This is a genomic window from Arcanobacterium canis (genome assembly GCF_029625435.1).
GTDB lineage: Bacteria > Actinomycetota > Actinomycetes > Actinomycetales > Actinomycetaceae > Arcanobacterium > Arcanobacterium canis.
Genome location: NZ_CP121208.1, coordinates 358,623 through 374,915, shown reverse-complemented (window position 1 = coordinate 374,915; position 16,293 = coordinate 358,623). Strand labels below are relative to the sequence as shown.

General features: G+C 56.6%; 15 protein-coding genes. 8 read left to right on the top strand and 7 right to left on the bottom strand.

Annotation, left to right across the window (positions count from 1 at the left end; translation table 11 throughout):
- Positions 1–23 precede the first annotated feature (23 nt).
- The 4 genes from brnQ to P7079_RS01605 all read right to left on the bottom strand — a co-directional run bounded on the left by brnQ (position 24) and on the right by P7079_RS01605 (position 5,048).
- On the bottom strand, positions 24–1,316 hold the full coding sequence (gene brnQ / locus P7079_RS01620; RefSeq protein WP_278013101.1) for a branched-chain amino acid transport system II carrier protein: 1,293 nt from the start codon (positions 1,314–1,316) through the stop codon (positions 24–26).
- A gap of 28 nt (positions 1,317–1,344) precedes the next feature.
- Entirely contained in the window at positions 1,345–2,811 is a 1,467-nt protein-coding gene (locus P7079_RS01615; protein ID WP_278013100.1) for an amino acid permease, read from the bottom strand.
- Positions 2,812–2,898: 87 nt separating this feature from the next.
- Positions 2,899–4,341, bottom strand: a complete 1,443-nt coding sequence (locus P7079_RS01610; RefSeq protein ID WP_278013099.1) for a DHA2 family efflux MFS transporter permease subunit — start codon at positions 4,339–4,341, stop codon at positions 2,899–2,901.
- Positions 4,342–4,418: 77 nt separating this feature from the next.
- Complete coding sequence (locus P7079_RS01605) at positions 4,419–5,048, bottom strand: biliverdin-producing heme oxygenase (protein ID WP_278013098.1); 630 nt, start codon at positions 5,046–5,048, stop codon at positions 4,419–4,421.
- A gap of 289 nt (positions 5,049–5,337) precedes the next feature.
- Between P7079_RS01605 and P7079_RS01600 the strand changes: the two genes are divergently transcribed.
- Both P7079_RS01600 and P7079_RS01595 read left to right on the top strand, forming a co-directional pair.
- A complete protein-coding gene (locus tag P7079_RS01600; RefSeq protein WP_278013097.1) occupies positions 5,338–7,620 on the top strand; it encodes a bifunctional metallophosphatase/5'-nucleotidase in 2,283 nt (760 codons plus the stop codon).
- Between the two features lie 183 nt (positions 7,621–7,803).
- Complete coding sequence (locus P7079_RS01595) at positions 7,804–9,345, top strand: endonuclease/exonuclease/phosphatase family protein (RefSeq protein ID WP_278013096.1); 1,542 nt, start codon at positions 7,804–7,806, stop codon at positions 9,343–9,345.
- 153 nt (positions 9,346–9,498) lie between these two features.
- Here the strand turns inward: P7079_RS01595 and P7079_RS01590 are convergent, their stop codons facing one another.
- The 3 genes from P7079_RS01590 to P7079_RS01580 form a co-directional block, all read right to left on the bottom strand.
- Positions 9,499–10,113 (bottom strand): DedA family protein, encoded by a 615-nt coding sequence (locus tag P7079_RS01590; protein ID WP_278013095.1) that lies wholly within the window; start codon positions 10,111–10,113, stop codon positions 9,499–9,501.
- 306 nt (positions 10,114–10,419) lie between these two features.
- The gene (locus tag P7079_RS01585; RefSeq protein WP_278013094.1) at positions 10,420–10,755 is read right to left on the bottom strand and encodes a HepT-like ribonuclease domain-containing protein; all 336 of its coding nucleotides are present in this window, start codon (positions 10,753–10,755) and stop codon (positions 10,420–10,422) included.
- A complete protein-coding gene (locus P7079_RS01580) occupies positions 10,752–11,081 on the bottom strand; it encodes a nucleotidyltransferase family protein (protein WP_278013093.1) in 330 nt (109 codons plus the stop codon). The genes P7079_RS01585 and P7079_RS01580 overlap by 4 nt, the downstream gene beginning before the upstream one ends.
- Positions 11,082–11,531: 450 nt before the next feature.
- Here P7079_RS01580 and P7079_RS01575 point away from each other — a divergent pair, with 450 nt between their 5' ends.
- From P7079_RS01575 to P7079_RS01550, 6 genes are all read left to right on the top strand, one after another.
- Positions 11,532–11,825 (top strand): helix-turn-helix domain-containing protein, encoded by a 294-nt coding sequence (locus tag P7079_RS01575; RefSeq protein WP_278013092.1) that lies wholly within the window; start codon positions 11,532–11,534, stop codon positions 11,823–11,825.
- On the top strand, positions 11,822–13,573 hold the full coding sequence (locus P7079_RS01570) for a DNA primase family protein (protein ID WP_278013091.1): 1,752 nt from the start codon (positions 11,822–11,824) through the stop codon (positions 13,571–13,573). The genes P7079_RS01575 and P7079_RS01570 overlap by 4 nt, the downstream gene beginning before the upstream one ends.
- 68 nt (positions 13,574–13,641) lie before the next feature.
- Positions 13,642–13,950 carry a hypothetical protein gene (locus P7079_RS01565; protein WP_278013090.1) on the top strand — a complete coding sequence of 103 codons (309 nt, stop codon included), beginning with the start codon at positions 13,642–13,644 and terminating at the stop codon, positions 13,948–13,950.
- A 146-nt stretch (positions 13,951–14,096) separates the two neighbouring features.
- Entirely contained in the window at positions 14,097–14,489 is a 393-nt protein-coding gene (locus tag P7079_RS01560; protein ID WP_278013089.1) for a hypothetical protein, read from the top strand.
- Entirely contained in the window at positions 14,486–15,769 is a 1,284-nt protein-coding gene (locus P7079_RS01555) for a relaxase/mobilization nuclease domain-containing protein (protein WP_278013088.1), read from the top strand. Before P7079_RS01560 ends, P7079_RS01555 begins: the two co-directional genes overlap by 4 nt.
- On the top strand, positions 15,717–16,292 hold the full coding sequence (locus tag P7079_RS01550) for a hypothetical protein (protein ID WP_278013087.1): 576 nt from the start codon (positions 15,717–15,719) through the stop codon (positions 16,290–16,292). Before P7079_RS01555 ends, P7079_RS01550 begins: the two co-directional genes overlap by 53 nt.
- The last annotated feature ends 1 nt before the right edge of the window (position 16,293 follow it).

Here is a 16,293-nt window from a genome sequence, read left to right as displayed (position 1 = left end):
AGCGCACGGCCGACGTCGGTGGCTCAAGCGACGTCGGCGCGCTTGGTAAGTCGAAGATCGAGGAGCAGCCCGACGGCGAGGGCACATGCGGCGGGCACAACCCACGCCATCTGCAATGAACCGAATGGGAAAAAGTCAAGAACAGAACGCAACGGGGCAGCGACTGCCATACCAGTGGACCAGGCTGCCTCAAGAACCGACAGGCCACCAGCAACCCATGCAGGAAGTCGGTATGACCAGTAGAGGTCACGGTGAATGCCAGCAGCCAGAAGCGTGACAACCACGAGCACAATGACAATCGGGTAGAGAAGCTGATTCGCGGGTGCCACCACTGCCAAAATGCGTTCCAGCCCCAGGTTAGTCAAGGCAAAGGACACACCGATACAGATATAGAGCCAGCCACGACGCGAAATTGAGGGAACAAGACCGTGAAAGTATTCGACCGAAGCACCGGTCAAGCCAAGGGCAGTAGTCAAACATGCGAGAGCCACGATCAACCCGAATACTGCCTGTCCCCCGGAGCCAAACATCTCACGCGCAACATTGGCGATTACTTGCGCACCGTTCGATCCCTGACCAACTCGCCCCACGGCCACCAGGCCGAGGTAGATAATGCCGAGAATCGCACCCGCCATAATTCCGGCAATGGCTGTGCCGCGATGGATATTCCGTCCACGGAATCCTGCTGCAGCAAGCGATGAGAGAATCACTCCCCCAAACATTTGTGCTGCCAAGGCATCCATCGTGAAGTAGCCCTGGATAAATCCGGCCACAACGGGGGAAGAGGTGAAAGTTCCCTTCGGTTGGACGTTGACGAGGGGCACGTTCCACGCAGCCACGATCAGTACCAGCAACAAGATCAGAAGAGCTGGAGTAAGCACAATTCCGATTCGCGCCACGATCCGATTCGGACGCAGTGCAAGAGCGAGGGTCAAGGCGAAGAAGATGGCCGAGCATGTGAACAAGGCTAGCGGGGACGAGCCGACGATCGGCGCAGCACCCATCTCAAAGCTCACGGCTCCGACGCGTGGAATCACGTAGACCATGCCAGTGAACAAGAAGATCAAAGTCGTCACCGTCAAACCAAATGTTGTGCCCATGCGGTCAGCAAGTCGTGATTCGTCGGGCCGCTTGGTTGCAAGGGCCACCATCGAGAGCACCGGCAGAAGAACACCCGTCGAGAGGAAACCGAGCGCTGCGACCCATGCTTCACTACCACCATCGACGCCGATCATCACAGGGACAATCAGATTTCCGGCGCCAAAGAACATGGCAAACAGTGCCAAACCAGTAACCAACAAGGTACGAACGTGCATCGTGATTTCTTTCCTTCGCAACAGGTAACTAGCGCTCAGCGTCGCCAGATACGACGACGTCGGCGGTGTCAGATTTGTCTGCGGCAGCAAGCGACTGACTCAACAAGTCAACTGGCGCAGGTAGTGTGCGGGTACGTCGCAGGATTTCGTCACTTCCCAGCAGAATGACAATGTAGGGAATTCCTGCCCACCATGTCAGCGGCATCAGCCAGTGCAAAGCCACGAAGTTGGCGACGCAAGCGACGATCACCACGTAGTTCACCACGGGCGCTCCCCACAGCCTACGCTTGACCAGCCCCAAACCTGCCTCACGGCGAGCTCTGCGGAATGCCAGGTGGGTGGCCATGATAATCGTCCACGTGATAAGGATTGCCACGATGGTCGCACCGATAAGGTATGCGAAAGCTCCTTCAGGAGCAGTGATCGACAGTGTTGCAGTTGCAGCAACGGCAATTGCGCTGATTCCAATTGCGCCAATCGGTGCGCCCGCCGCATTGAGGTTGCGTGCGAATGCCGGTGCTTCACCGTCGATACTCAGTGCATGAATCATTCGGGTTGCGGCGTAGAGACACCCGTTGGCAGACGAGAGAGCGGCAACGATCAGAACCGCATTCATGATGTGGGCTGCTGCGCTAATTCCCGTCAATTCAAGGGCGCGGACGAACGGGGACTCCGTGAGGACGTTGCCCTGTGCCGCAGTGGCGCTCCACGGTTGGAGGGCCAGAACGACAGCGATTCCAGCGATGTAGAAAATGATGATTCGCCAAATCATGGCAGACGCAGCATGAGGGATATCGCGTGAAGGATTTTCCGATTCAGCCGCGGTGGACGACACATTTTCGATGCCGCCAAAGGAGAAAACTGCCATCGCCGACGCTGCAAGCAGGCCGAGCATTCCGCGAGCGAAGAAGCCTCCGTCGTCGGTGAAATGTGACATTCCAATGGGATCTTGGCCCGGAACTGCACCAATGATGAGAGCGATTCCGAGGAGGATGAATGCTACCGCTGCCACAATTTTGATCATTGAGAACCAGTATTCGGAACTCCCGTAGAGGCGAACCGAGAATGTGTTAAAGGCAAAGATCACCACAGCACACCCGATAGTGCCCACCCACAGCGGCATAGCGGGAAACCAGAACTGAATGTAGGTTGCCGTTGCCGTGACTTCAGCGCCTGTGGCAACAAGCGATTGGACTGCAAAATTCCAGCGAGCGACGTATCCACCGCGTCGGCCGAGGTAGGCAGCAGCTACGGTACCGTGACCGCCCGCGACAGGATGTACTGACACCATTTCAGCCAGCGCCCACACAACAGCAAGAGCGAATAATCCAGCGATGAGATACGCGAGAATCGTGGCAGGCCCTGCCAGTGCAATCACGGAGCCAGAGCCGAGAAACAGCCCGGTGCCGAGTGCGCCAGAAAGACCGATCATGGACACTTGACGACGAGTCAAGCGTCGGACCAGTTTTTTCGGTTCGCCAGAGATTTCACGCATGATCCCAAAATTATCGTAGGATACGGTGAATGCGCGAACGCATTCCACTGAGTGAACACGTTTCGCCGACATCGACAAATAGACGCATCAGTGCTGCGGACGGCGCAAGGTAAAGGAGAGCGCAAAGACAATTGTCTCGATGATCAGCGCAAAGAAAAATGCACGATGCGCCCCTGCCACCATTGCTGCGCCTTGGGAAGCGCCCGTTGCAAGTGAACGTCCCATTCCAGTGGACATGATGGCAATGAAAATAGAAGAACCGGCTGCGCCTGCCACCTGTTGGATCGTTGATAGGGAGGCAGAGCCGTATCCGTACTGGTGTGGCGTGAGCCAGCCAAGAGCAGTGGTGAATGCCGGTGAGAACGTCAGTGTCAGGCCGATGTTCATGATGATGTGGAAGGCAAGGAAATACCACACGGATGTGGATGTGGTGATCCCGAGCAACATCGCAAATGCTCCGACTACGATCGCTGTTCCAGGGATTGCCAGTGGGCGCGGACCGACGCGATCATAAATATTTCCGACAACAGGGCCAAGCAAACCGCTGATCACAGAACCGGGGAGTAAGAGAAGGCCAACCTTGTAAGGCTCAAGTTCAAAAGACGTTTGAAGCATCAGCGGCAAGGTAATCAAGACGCCAAACATTCCCATCATGGCGAGCATGACCATCACGACGGGGGCAGTAAAGTGCATATTCGCAAAAACACGGACATCGAGAAGCGGCTCGCCACTTTTGACTAACGACATCTGACGCCAAACGAAGAGTGCGAGCATCCCCAGGCCGATCAGCAAGACTGTTGGCGCGAACCATGACGGAAGAGCGGGACTGGAGAAAGAGGACAGCCCATAGATCGTACCGCCGAAGCCAAGGGCCGACAGCGGCAACGAGATGTAATCTAGGCGAGCTTTGCCCATGAATTCATTGAGATTCGGCAACCAGACGTACCCTGCAACGATCACGGCCACGACGATCGGAACCATCGTCGCAAAAACTGAACGCCATGATCCGAACTGCAAAACTACCCCGGCCACGGCAGGACCAAGAGCAGGAGCGACGGAAATAACCATCGAAACGACGCCCATCACACTTCCCCGTCGTGACATGGGGACCACGCTCATCACCGTGGACATCAAGAGCGGCATCGCAATCGCTGTGCCGAACGCTTGGACCACTCGGCCAGTCAACAGAATCGAAAATGTCGGAGCAAACAGAGCGATCACTGTGCCCACGAGGAACGAGACAGTGGACATGAAGAACATCGGGCGCGTATTAAAACGCCGCTGCATCCAACCTGTTGTTGGGATAATGATCGCCATGACAAGCATGAAAATTGCGGTGAGCCAAGATGCAGACCGAGTATCAATCGCAAGTTGAGGGTCTGCCGTAATGTCACGCAGTGCGAGGTTCATTGTGGTCTCGTTCAAGAGCACCACAAAGGCAGCGGAAAGCAAGACGGCGATTGCGCGCTTCGCCGATGGTTCGATCTCACCTGTTGGCTGGGACTGCGCAGAAAGCGACTTCGACATCATGACCCTTTCGAGAAAAATCCGCCATAAAAAACGTCATTGAAAGCTAGATTACTCCCAGCCGACACAGCACATGAGATTCACGCCAGTAAGTTCTCAAGTTCAGCAAAAATCGCCTGGTTGTATCGGAAAGCTTGTACTGCGTGATCAATAATTTCTGCACGCGATTTCTCATCCGCAGGCAAGGCATCAAGTGTGGCTCGGTACTCATCCTTAAACACCTTCGGCTTCTCGATCCCAGGAAACGAATAGAAATTCATTACATCATCACTCAGACCATAGTGGCGGCGGAGCATCGTTGCGATGATCTGACCGCCGGAAAGATCTCCGAGGTATCGCACGTAGTGATGAGCTACCAATGCTTCTGGCGACGCATTTTCGATAGCTTCAACATAAGCGCGCGTCGAGGCGAGCATTGGATCCGCAATACGATCACGTAAACCGAGAGCTTGGAGGTCACGCTCAATGGCCGCAAGCCGATCAAGGCGCTCATCCACAATAGGGGCAACTAACGCATGATCAGAATACTTGGCAGCAACAGTTTCCAGAGCACGGTATACGTGAAACATCTGAAGTGACAGTTCTCCCCACGCGCTCACAGGAGCAGTTCCGTGGACGAGGTCTTCCATGAACGTTGTCTGTTCAGCATCAGAGTGAGCAACAGCAGTGGCAGCGCGCATTTCGGTAGCGAGCGAAAGATTTTCGATCACACTTAATTCCTTTCTTGTCGCTAAGTGTCGGCATCACATTAACAGACATCCTCGTTAAGTCATTAGGGTTACCTAACATTTGAGGCTTTCGTGAGCGGTCTCACTTACCGAACCGACATCGACAAGGCTTTCACGACAGACAAAACAGCCACTCGCTCGTCGAATAATAGCAGCCCGAATTACTACAACATCAAATTTTTTTGGCGTCATCTCGCACGATAACTTCTCCCGATAGTGCTAGGATGAGGGGTGCAATCTTGGGCGTATCTTAACCTGAGGAGAATATTCAATGAAGAATCACGCACGGTTCGTAGTCGGTTCCGTAGCCGCTGCAGCCCTCGCACTTTCACCAATGACCGCCCTTGCGGTCAATAGCATCGACACAGAAAAAGCACCGACAGCGGAATCTCAAAACCCCGACATCGTCACCCTCGACCTGTACAACTTGACCGATATTCACGGCCATATTGAGGCAGTAAAAGGCAAAGGAAAAGGCACCTTCAAGGAAGCTGGTCTCGCTGCCGCATCCTGCTATTTCAAGGCCGCAAAAGCAGCCAACCCGAATTCCCAACTCACCCTCTTGGGTGACAACATCGGCGCTTCGCCGTTCACTTCCGGTTCGGACAATGACAACCCCACCATCGCCTCGCTCAACGAAATGGAAGTCTTTGCTTCCACCATTGGAAACCATGAATTCGACAAAGGCGTCGCCGCACTCAAAGATCGTTTCGCTGGTAAGAACGGCTTCACCCAGATCAAGTTCGATTACCTGGGTGCCAATGTCGAGGGCCTGAAGGAACTCGGTTCTTACAAGATTTGGACATCTCCTTCGGACGTGAAGGTCGCCTTCATCGGCGCAATCGAAGACGACGTTGCGACAAAGCTCGCACCAGGCACCGTTGATTCGCTCAAGTTCAACAAGCCTGTACCGATCATCAATTCCTTGGCTACCAAGCTCAAGGCAGAGAAGAAGGCCGATGTCGTCATCGCAATGTTTGATAACGACGTCGAGCGCTCCTACCCGCTGATGGGCAAGGACGTAGACGGTATCATGGGCGGCGATACCCACAAGCCATACTTTGATTTCAACATGGTCAAGGCAAACGACGGTCACCTGATTACCGCCACCGCTTCTGGCTCCTTCACTGACAACCTCTCGAACCTCCAGATCGTATTCGATAAATCGACAGGAAAAGTTGTCAAGTCACAGGCAATCAAGATTGACGCCACCACGCTCGTTAAGTGTGGCGAAGATCCGGCCGTGAAAGCCATCGTCGATGCAGCTACCGCGAAGGCAGAAAAGGCGAAGGCAAAGGTTGTTGCCGAAGGAACTGGAAATTTCTACCGCGGAATTCAGCAAACCATGAAGGACGGCAAAGCAACCGTTGGTGAGAACCGTGGAACCGAGAGCACTCTTGGCTCGCTGATCGGTGACGCAATGAAGGGCGCCTTTACAACACTCGACGGCCAGCCCATCGACATCGGAATCATTAATGCTGGTGGTATCCGCGCTGACCTCGAACCTCAAGGTGGCAAGGTCACCGTTGGTGACATCTTCGACTTCATGCCCTTCTCCAACGAAGTCGGGTACGTCAAGATGACCGGCGCACAGTTCAAGACTCTCCTTGAACAGCAGTGGAAGGCGCTGGGTAAAGATTCCTCGCGCCCAATGCTCAAGCTCGGCCTGTCCTCGAACGTGAAGTACACCTACGATCCCACCAAGAAGATGGGCGAGCGTGTGACTTCGCTTCTGATCAACAACAAGCCAATCGATCCGGCCAAGATTTACTCCGTCGGTTCGGTGACCTTCCTCCTTTCCGGTGGCGATTCCTTCGATATCCTCAAGGATCCGAGCATCGCCAAGACACTGACCACCGTCTCTACACCGCTGTCGCTTGACCGCGAATGGATGGAGAGCTACCTCAAGGCAAACCCGAAGAGCCAGCCGCGTGAGACCACTCAGTCCACTGGTGTGACGATTGATTCGAAGGTGACCGGCAACAAGGTCAACGCCAAGGTTACAGTTCGTGGCCTGTCCTTCACCCACGAAGGCGAGTTCATGCCCAAAGAAGTCACTATTAAGCTGGGCGATGCCTCGGCAACAGCCAAGGTCAACAACACTCTTGAGGATGCAAACGCAGCCAACGAAAACGCAATTATCACCGCCGACGGTGTGGGCTTCACTGAGCCCGTTTCCCTGTCCACCACAGCTTCATGCGCCATGGCGAAGAACGGTAAGGTTCACCTCCCGCTCACCATCATGGCCGGAGGCAAGGAGATCGTCTCTGCCAACGCCGGTCTCGGAGTTGACGTGACGTGTGCAACGTCGAACTCATCCGACGATAACAAGGGCAAGGCCGGCAAGGGCGCTCACAGTGAAAACGCCGGCACCAATAACGGTAACGGCGGCAAGGGAAAGACTGCCACTGTTCCAACCCCAACCCCCAAGACCACCCCGCAAGGTAACGCTCTTCCAATGACTGGTGCAGATTCAGCAACCGCAGGAATGGCAATGCTCATTCTGCTCAGCCTCGGCGGAGCAGCTCTCGGCGTGCGAAAGATTCGCCGATGAGGTGAGTTTTTCACACATGTGAAGTGATGGGCGGGTCGGTTATTACCACCCGCCCATCACTGCCTCTACTACCCCACAGACACTCATGTTTTCCCAGGAAAATGGGAGAAAACTGAGGATCCCCTCAGCACGCAAATGCTAGAATACATCCGTCCGTTTGCCTAATGTTTCGAGGACATTTTGATGAAGAGAAAAACCACACGTCTGCTTGCTCTTGCAGCAACGCTCCCCCTCCTCGTCGGAACTCAACTTGCATCCGCAGCTGAGGTTCCTGCACCGACATCGTCCAAGAGCCACACGAAGCCAGTGCGCGTTGCCACGTTTAACGCTTCGCTGAATCGTAAGTATCTCGGAGAACTCCAGAAAGATCTCTCCACCCCGGACAATAAACAGGCACAGAATGCTGCTGAGACGATCCAGCGCAATGCTCCTGACATCGTCCTCATTAATGAGTTTGACTACGATAAATCCGGAAAATCGGTTGATCTGTTCCGCAAAAACTATCTCGAAGTCAGCCACAACGGAGCTCCCGCACAGAAGTACCCCTACGCATGGCATGGCCCAGTGAACACGGGCGTCGATTCGGGCTTTGATTTAAACAATAACGGCAAGTTTGGCGAACCTGATGATGCATGGGGCTTTGGAGCATTCCCTGGCCAATATGGTTTCGTGGTGTATTCCAAGTACCCCATCAAGATGAACCAGGTTCGCACCTTCCAAAAGTTCCTATGGAAAGATATGCCAGGCAATCTCATGCCGGTAAATCCTGACGGTTCGCCGTTCTACTCACCCGAGGAAACTGCGTCGTTCCCGCTTTCATCGAAGACTCACGCGGATATTCCCGTTGAGATCGACGGCACTGTGGTACACGTCTTGGCCGACCACCCAACGCCGCCGATTGACGGCCCCGAGAAGCGTAACTCGCGTCGTAACTTTGACGAGATTCGCCTCTGGGCAGACTACGTCTCCGGCAAGGCAGATTACCTGTATGACGACGCAGGGAAGAAAGGTTCACTCGCCAAGGACGCTAATTTTGTGATCGTTGGCGATCACAATTCCGACCCAGTTGACGGTGGATCGTGGCCAGGCGCAATTGCGCAACTTCTGAAGAATCCACGTGTGGTTGATACTCTGCCGACATCGCAAGGTGGGCCTGCCGCCGCGATGATTCAGGGCGGTGCAAACGCTACACACAAGGGTAACCCGATCTACGACACCGCAGATTTCTCAGATAAGTCCGTCGGTAATTTGCGCGTTGACTACGTTCTTCCTAATGCTGGCACGAAGGTGCTTGGTGCACAGATCTTCTGGCCCGTTCCTGGCGACGATCTCGAACGTCTCGTTGGCTACGCTGACCCACTTCCGACGTCGGACCACCGCCTGGTGTGGGCAGACCTCCAGTTCCCGGCGAGCGGAAAGTCGGCTGGTGACGTGAAGAACAAGGAAAATGCGGAGAAATCTGCATCACCGAAGGCTCCCCAATCGCCAAAGGCTCCCCAGCCAGCACCGAAAGTAACTGAGCCAGCGCCGATACCAACACAACCGGGCGCAACAGCGACCCCCACCCCGAAGCCGACTACCGGATCTGCTCAGACTAAGGCTCATCAGAAGTCAAGTTCTGGTGCATTGCCACATACCGGAGCGACGGTTGCCACGGTTGGTGGAATTGGCCTTGCTCTGCTCGCAGCAGGCGTTGTCATCTCTATGCTGCGCCGCAAGAACTAGCACTGGGAATCTGCTACAGGGGCGCCGATATCGAGATTTTTCGACGTCGGCGCCTCTCTTTCGCTTGTTGCGGTTCAATGACCACGCGAGGAACAGGAACTTTGTGAAACCGCGGGTTTCGCCGTGATGAAGACAGTGGCTGAAGTACCAAACCTATGCCCGGCGCTTCTTCCAATATGCGCGCAGTGCAGAAATCACCATCGGCATCACAGAAATTCCAATGATGAGGATCATTATTCCGTCAATCGAATGCGTGATACCCGGAATATTACCCAGGAGAGCACCAACGGCTGTCATGGATGCCACCCATGCCAAGGCCCCACCAACATTCCATCCAACGAACGTCGAATACGACATTTGGGCGGTGCCCGCCGCAACCGGCACGTAGGTGCGAACGATCGGTACGAAACGTCCCAGAACAAGGGCAAGCGGGCCGCGTCGGGCAAAGAACTCTTCAGCAACTCGCAAGCGATCAGTGCGCAACACACGTGCGTCGTGCGTGAACAGACGACGTCCGTATCGGTGGCCGAGCCAGAAGCCGACTTGGTCTCCTGCTACTGCAGCGATGCTCGCGACCAACGCCACCTGCCACAGTGTCAAACCGAGCTGCACGTGGAGCGCGGCCGCCGTCACGAGGAGCGAATCGCCTGGGAGGAAGGGGAAAAGGACGCCTGATTCGATGAAAATGATGAGGCCGATCCCACCTAGAGCCCACGGACCAAGTTGCTGCAGGACTGTTCCCGCGTCCAAAAGGTTGCTCAATGACATGTCGTTCCTCCACCATCTATCGTGTGGTGCCGTCGCCACCTATGAGCGAGGCACGTAGAAAACTCTGCCACGCAAATTGATCTGACTGTGGTGATTGGGGCGAACGCCACGGAATTGAGAAGTACGAGGCGCGAACAGTTTTCGAGTTTCGCAGGTTCAGAATCGTCACCTAACACAAGCCTAGTAGCCCAGCTCACTGGTTCAACCCGACCAGTACCCCTTCACGAATTCCAGCACGATTTGAAACGCTGCGAGTTGACTACTCAAGCGACGTACAGTGTTTGATTGTCCGCCAAAAAGAGAAATTTACATTCGCTTGCTTAACGAAAGAGCTGATGCTAACGGCTCCAAGTGGATCTCCACGACTTCCCTCACAACCTCAAAATCCACACCGAAATATTGATGCACCAGGATATTCCTAAAACCACGAATTTGTGGCCACGGAATTTCCGGAAACTGATCTGTGATGGAGGTAGACAAATGATTGACTGCCTCTCCGATAATTTGGAGGTTGCGCTCAATAGCATCAGAAGCCATTTCGCTGAGCTCGACAGATCCAGAATCAACATTCTCAATGTATCGTTGACACTTTTCGATTGCGAAAAGAATATCAACGACCCGTTCGGCATCTGTTCTGCTCATACTGCTACCGCTTCTTGCAGTGCGGATCGTGAAAAAACCTCTTTTAGGAGTTGTATTGGGAAAATGTCGATATCATCTCGACCAAAAATCTCCCTTGTTTCCTCTAGAAGACCCGACGCCCTCATAAGTAGATTCCCATCAGCTGGATCCATATCGACAAGAATGTCGATATCACTGTGAATCCCCGCAGTACCCCTGGCTACGGACCCAAAAATGCGTGGGCGACTGGCAGCATACTTCTTCAACAGAGCATCAAACTCACTACGACGTGACTGAATCAGGTCAAGTCGCTTTTGAGACTCTGTATTTATCGTTCGCTGCACCATGGTTTTACCCTATCTCAACGTCATCTCTGAGACCAGAGCAGGGAGGCCGGAGCATCAGCCCCGGCCTCCCACACAAAACACGCGCAACTACACGTTAAACATGAACTCGACCACGTGTCGAATGAGACTGCCGTCTGCGAGCAGGTCGAGGCATGTCAGTAGTTGCGACTGTTTGACAGCACGTGCTAGGATCGCGTTAGCTTCATAGCGACGATACGCGAGCCGCTAGGGAGTGAGGCGTGGACCGTGTTGAGCGGTGCCCAGTCAGCGTCAGATAGCACTGAAATCACGCCAAAGTGTATAAACAGACGACCCGGCTGGGAGTGACTCCTCCCGTAAGGCACAGCGGCTCTTCGTGAGCCCAGTGGAGCATCGCGCACGGCGACCGGGATAAGCAAGCCGGACAAAATACCCCCGTCTCCGGACAGTTCACCCTGTCTGGAGACTCCTGTGAGAACGTACTCCCCCGCGTCTGAACGGACGCACTATCTGACCCTTCAAGAGGCCGTCGCCGAAGGCTTCGGCGCTTACTCCACGCTTCGCTCGTGGATCGCGCAAGGCCGCCTGCCCGCCTATAAGACCGGTAAGCGCGTGAAGGTCCTTCGTGAGGACCTGGAGGCACTTGCTGTGCCGGTCCACGGCGATCCCGTTGAGCGCCATGTCAAGGCCCTCGTCGACGCCGCTCCCCGTCTCAACGATGAGCAGATTGCACGCCTCCGCTTCGTTCTCGGAGGTGCACGATGAGCGACACAAACGATAGCCCCCGCATCCAGGGGGACACGGGGGCTCTCGAACTCATTCCCCAGAATAGCATCGACGATGACGCCATCGACAGCCTCATGTGCTTGATCGACAAGGGCGCGTTCATCACCCCGAGCGAGTTCTACAGTCTCATCTCCAAGACGGTGATCCGCTGGGCGAACGCTGAGGGTCTGACGGGTCGTGAGCGTGGCCGCCGGATGGATCGCAAAGCCTTCGATCTGATCCGTAACTTCCTTGTGATCATCAAGGCCAACAAGGGCAGCTGCGTCGTCAAGAGCGCACCGGAGAACCTGCCGCCGTTCATGCTCGCCGAGTTCATTGCTTCCGAGCATCGTGTGGTGCTCGTCGGCGAGGAGACTGACGAGGTAGCGAAGATGCCGCTCATGAGGTACCACGCCTCTGGCCGCTTCGAAGGCACCTACCGGGAGATCACCGAGCGCGAGGGTGTGCGTGAACTTCTGAGTTCGTACACGAAGACGGCGAACACGTACCTCGTGAACGAGGTCTATGCGCAGTTGCGCTCGCTCGCGCCGCTCGTCGCTGAGTGCACCGAGCCGCACCTTGTCCCAGTGGACAACGGTATCTACAACGTTGAGACTCGCACGCTCGAAGCGTTCTCGCCAGATCGCGTCTATCTGACCAAGTGCATGACGTCGTACAACCCGAACGCCGTATCCCCGATACGAACGTTGAAGGACGGCTCACCCTGGGAGTTCAACGCCTGGTTGGCGGATCTCTTTACGGGCGACATGGAACGGGTCGCACTCGTTTGGCAGACCATCACGGCAGCTCTTCGAATACATAAGAACTACGACAAGGCGGTCTGTTTCTACTCGTCCAAGGGCGAGGGCGGCAAGGGCACGTTGCTCGTGCTCCTGAAGGAGCTCGTCGGTGCTGGTAACTGGGCTTCGGTACCCATCAAGAAGTTCTCTGACCGCTTCGGCACCGAGCCGCTCTTCGGCAAGTCGGCGGTCTTCACCGACGAGAACTCGGTGGGCACTTTCACTGAGACTGCGGCCGACTTGAAGCAATACATTACGCATGAGGTCATCACGATCGATCGCAAGAACCAGCGTGCCGTCCAGTGGCGACCTCGCGGGGTCATGGTTCAGTGCTTGAATGATCTTCCCGAGTTCGCCGACAAGACCGATTCGCTGTGGCGACGCTTCGCGTTCCTGCCGTTTGACAAGTGCTTCACCGGCGCACGGGATTCGTCCATCAAGGACAAGTGCATGCGGGATCCTGAGGTGCTTGAGTACGTCCTCAAGGTCGCCCTTGAGCTGCCCGAGTTCGACGACTTCATCGTCGGCGCGAAGGCCGTCGAGCTCGGTGAAGACGTCAAGCTCAACAACGACCCGGTGCGCGCCTGGTGGAGTGAGAGCTCGAACCGTTTGGTGTCCAATGTTCTGCCGGTTGAGTTCTTGTTCGCCGTGTACGTCGCGTGGTTCAGGCAGACGAACCCCTCAGGCCGACTGATCTCGTACCGGAAGTTTCGTGACCGCCTGAAGGTCATCCTCGACGGTGAGACGGCACCTGCGTTCCGCCTCATGGATCGCAACGAGAACCCGGTCTCCTGGACTCAGTACTGGAGTGTTGAACCACTTGCCAAGGAGTACGGCTACGCGTTGGGCGTCGACTGGGGAGATATGTCCGCTGGGTACCCGCGCTTCTTTGAGAACCGCCCTCGGGGTCGTGGCCTCGTTCGTCTCCAGCCGATCCCCACTATCTAGCCCTCATGCCGGGATGGGCTCCGGCACCCGAGCGACGAGAACGTCGCACTAGTGAAAGGAAATGAATCATGGCTAACCTCGATCAGGAAATCGCAGACGCTCTGGCGAAGGTCGAGCGTCTGCGCAAGAAGAAGCGCGATGCCGAGGAGAAGGAGCGCTCGCGTTTCGCCGAGGCGATCATGAGCGCCCTCGATGAGATCGAGGATGCTGACTCGGTGAGCGTTCGTGCTCTGGTCGATCGAGCACGCGCGATGATCGACGAGCAGAACGCGAAGCGTCGTCGCGCTGCCGTGAAGGCTGCGGCGCGTCGCCGTGAGGCGACCAGCGAAGCGTCGAACGAGTCGAGTTCTCACACCGGTTGGGGTGAGGGACGATGACGAGTCTCGACGCGAGCGTGTGGGGGGAGTCCAGAGGGGGGCATAGCCGCCCCTCTGGCCAGCACGATCTGTCGTCAGACAGATCGTCTGCTGGCCGGGGCGCGTTAACACGGTCTTCGGTCGTGCCGGAACGGTACGACCGAAGTATGCGCGCCCCTCACCCGGAGGTCACCATCACGGACGAGATCGGAGAGCAAGTCCGGGGTGGTGACCGGAGGATCACGAGGCGTGAGCCTCGTGCGTCGCGGGTGACTGTGAGGTTCTCCGAAGGAGAAGCTGCACAGCTCGCCCGCGTTGCTCAGCGCTACCGGCTCGCAGAGTCGGGAGCGATCAGGGCCGCCGTCGATTATCTCGACGGCGCGCCCCCGCCGAAGGTGATCAACGTTGACGTGCTGCGTCTGGTTGGCGAAGTGAATGCCGTCGGCGTGAATGTCAATCAGATCGCACGTCAAGGATGGTCTGGCGTTGAGCCTGCGGTCGATGAGCTGCGTCGTGCGACGGCTCAGCTCCTCGCGATAGCGAAGGAGATGAGCGCATGAGCATCACGAAGCAGACGACGACGGTGAGAGCAGCCGCCGCGATCATGTACGTGCACTTCGGTAAGCCCGCGAACGTGAAGCAGTCGCGTGCAGCAGCATGGAGATCCGACTTCCGCAGTCCGTACGACGCAATCACAAAAATCGAGTCGATGCTCAAGGGCACGGGGCGTAAGAACCAGGCGCTGATGATCATCCAGTCGTTCTCGAAGGACGAGCTCGATCCTCGTGATCCGATGACGCCTCAGATCGTCGCTGACGCGGCCTACGCACTCGCTAAGGAGGTCGCGCCGAACAGCCCGTGCGATGTCGTCGTGCACCTCGACTCCGACGGCGGAAATCCGCACGCGCACATCACCATCGCGAACGTCGATCTCGTAACGGGCAAAGCAGCCCGTGAGAACGGCCTTGCTCATTGGGTGCTCAAGAAGGCCAACGACAAAGTGATGCGCGAGATGGGCTTGCAGGTTCTTGAACCTGCTGCCCTCGCTCACGATGTGAACCGTTCACGTTCCGGTGAGCACGCCGAAGGGCTCACGGTGGACGAGCTCTCGAAGAACACGTGGAGGGAATACCTCGCGGATCGGGTCGACGAGGCCCTGCTCGACCCTCGCTCGGTGGACTTCGACTCGCTGCGCGCAGTCGCTCGCGAGCACGGGGTCTCCGTGGAGAAGAAGACGAGCGCAAAGAGCGAGGCCGAGGGCCGCGACCCGAGCGTCACCTATGCCCTCGTCGATGACAACGACGAGGTGCGGCGGTTCGGTCGCTCGAAGGCGGCGTGCACGGCACGCAAGCTCGGTGCCGACTACACGTGGAGCTCGCTTCACAACACGATCAATGAACGAATGATGAGAGAACAGGAGTTTGATGATGTCCAGGGCATTGCAGAAGATGGAGAGCAGCTCGACACCGCCCTCCGTGAGCTCAGAGCAGCTGAAGAAGATCGAAAAGCTGCTCCTCGGCTTGGTAGAAGCCCAGCGGGAGACGAGCAGGCGATTGACGAGCGTCGAGCAGGAGATGATCACCCGCACGAACGCGTTGAAATCGTCGATGCGGGCCTCGGAGGTCTCGTTGCCAGACTCGCTCATGAGCGACGTGAACGCGATCAAAGAGACGCTGAACAAGCAGAGCGCGACGCTAAGCGTGCTCGGCGAGACCGTCAGCGACAAGCGGATCGTGAAGCAGAGCGACGGCTCCACAGTCAGCGCCTCCGAGCTGCAAGCACACTCGATGATGAAGAGGCTCGAAGCCTCGCAGCAGACGATGGCTACGGCCTTGGGTGAGCTCACCGCCCAGATGAGGGCCAAGAGCCGCGTCACGCTCAACGAGCAGAAGGTCGCCGATGTGATGTCTCGTCGGGTCGAGGAACACTTCCAGAAGGGCGTCCAGGAGCCCGTAGACGGCCTGAGGAGCGATCTCGAAGGGTTCCGCGAGGAGATGGCCACCCTGGGCTCTCGCAAGCTCTCAGAGGTCCACGAAGCGGTCGAGGAGTCGCTGAGCGAGCTCAGCACGGCCCAGCGGCGCATCGAGGAGATCGAGCGCAGGGCGACCTTCGTGGGCATCTCTCGCCTCACCCTCGCGGTCCTGCCGCTGTTCGTCTCGCTGCTCCTCGTCGGCGGGCTCGTCTGGGGCCTGGGCTCGATGTTCGGCATCGGCCCGCTCTTCGGGTGGGCGTGGGCGTCGTTCACGGCGGCGTCGGCGTGGTGGGCGAAGGCCCTAATCGCTGCCGCAACGCTCGGAGGAGCGACCCTATTCGTCTGGGCAGTGCTGCGGGTCAGCCAGTGGGTCTACGACGAGCTCAGGTGAG